The organism is Paenibacillus dendritiformis (genome assembly GCF_015845845.1).
GTDB lineage: Bacteria > Bacillota > Bacilli > Paenibacillales > Paenibacillaceae > Paenibacillus_B > Paenibacillus_B dendritiformis_C.
The window spans coordinates 1-1,828 of record NZ_LDIG01000147.1 but is presented as its reverse complement, the minus strand read 5'-3'; the positions used below and the strand labels follow the sequence as shown (position 1 = coordinate 1,828).

The following is a 1,828-nucleotide window of genomic DNA, read 5'->3' as shown; positions in this document are numbered from 1 at the left end:
GGTAGAATTGCACGGTTTTGCCTCGTCTGCAGGCCTCTACCCCTAAAGCCGTCGCCATATGAGTCTTCCCGGTTCCTACAGCGCCCATCAGCAGCAAATTCTCTTTGCGCTCTAGCCATTCTAACTCCCGAAGCCTGTCCGGACTGCTTCCGCTTGGAAACGAAATATGTTCGTAGACATAGCCTTCGAACGTTTTAATATGGGGGAATCCCGCCTGCTGTACGAGCTTTCCCAGTTTGGCGCGGCGCCGGCCATCGAGTTCGGCGGTCAGAAGTTGTTCCACCAGCATGCTCACTTGTTCGTCCTGCTGAAGCGCGACGTATTCCACCACATGAGCCAGCCGAAGTTGCCGGCACAAATCCGCGAGTTCTGTTCTCATCCTAGCTCACCCCCATCAGTTGGTCATAGCGCCCAAGCAATCCACTTTTCTGTGTTCCCGGAGGAGACAGCGTTTCGTGCCAGGCGGCCGGGAGGTCTCGGTCCCCTTGTTTCACGCCCAGCGCCGCTGTGAGACAAGCTACCGTTGCTTCACAGCCCTCCTGCTCCAGGACTTCCTGTATTTGTTCCATACGATATACACCGCACCAGTGGGTCAGTGCTTGCAAACGCTCCTTGCGCAACTCCAGTTCGTTCACCCGGACATACTGCTGTATGGTATCCGGCAGCATGCGAATAAACTGGGAATTCATGACGCTGCGTGGTTTCCGCAAAAGATTCGTAAACACCTGTGGCCACGGAATTTCTGCCGTTTGGCCTGTATATGGACGAGGCACTTCCCGTATGGGGTGGTGCTGGCTGTTTAGGATGACCAAGCGATCCCAGAACGTCTGAATGAGCACTTCATTTCCTGGCTGAACTAAGCCCAGCAACGGGATCGTCGTCTCGTCTGCCCGGATCTCTCCGTACTTGTTGACGACTGCGGCGCTCATGCGAAAGGCTTCAAATCCGCTTTCCGGCAGGGTGAGCAGATGGTCGCGATCCGTTTCCCATAGATCGGCGATCCGCATTTTTTTGGTGTAATGTGAGCGCTCTTGATCTTGTCGGGCCTGCTCTGTGAAATAAGAAACGAGCTGTTCATGGCTCTCATAAACCGGAATGGGAACGGCCCAATTGCGCTTGGCATATCCGCATTTATTCTCCACACTCCCTTTTTCATGCCCACGGTATGGGTTACAAAATACAGCTTCAAACCGGTAGTGAGCACAGAAGCGCTGAAATCCTTCAGTAAGCTGCCTTTCCCCTTGCTTTTCAATGTGGACCACCGCTGCTGACAGATTGTCGAACCAGATCCGCTGGGGGACGCCTCCCATCTGCTCGAAACATTGCTTCATCGCTTCTAAAAAGCATTCCTGATTCTCAGCCGGTGTCGGGTATACAAATGCAGCATTACTGTACGGAAAGGAGATCACCAGCAACTTGTAGGTGAGTAGCTGCTGCGCTCGACTGACCTGCATGGTCGTAAAATCCACCTGTGCTTCTCCCGGTGGATGCTCCAACCGCTCGTAGGTTTTAGCGCGTTCGAGCTCCATTTCGTTTTTTCGCTTCCGGACATAGGCCAAAACGGTTCGTTGTCCGCCTGTAAACTGGTGTTCATCTCTCAGCCGCTGGTAGATCCGTATCCCGGTATGCCGCTGTTTCCGGGGAAGCAGGCGATCTTCCTCCAGCCATGTGTCCACGATCTCCATATACGGCCCCATAACTGGGCTTTTACTCTTTCTTTTACCAATCGATTCGTTCCAGTTGGATTGATCTGCGTACTTCTTCGCGGTTCTCCAGTGAATGCCCATCTGTCTGGCGATGTCACGGATCGAGCACCCTTCTGCTTCGC

At 53.6% G+C, this 1,828-nt stretch carries 2 protein-coding genes; both read right to left on the bottom strand.

The features are described from left to right. A partial coding sequence (locus ABD76_RS13830; RefSeq protein WP_197257741.1) for an ATP-binding protein occupies positions 1–379 on the bottom strand: 379 nt, incomplete at its 3' end. 1 nt (position 380) lies between these two features. After that, the coding region (gene istA / locus ABD76_RS13825; RefSeq protein WP_197257739.1) for an IS21 family transposase at positions 381–1,828 on the bottom strand (1,448 nt) is incomplete at its 5' end.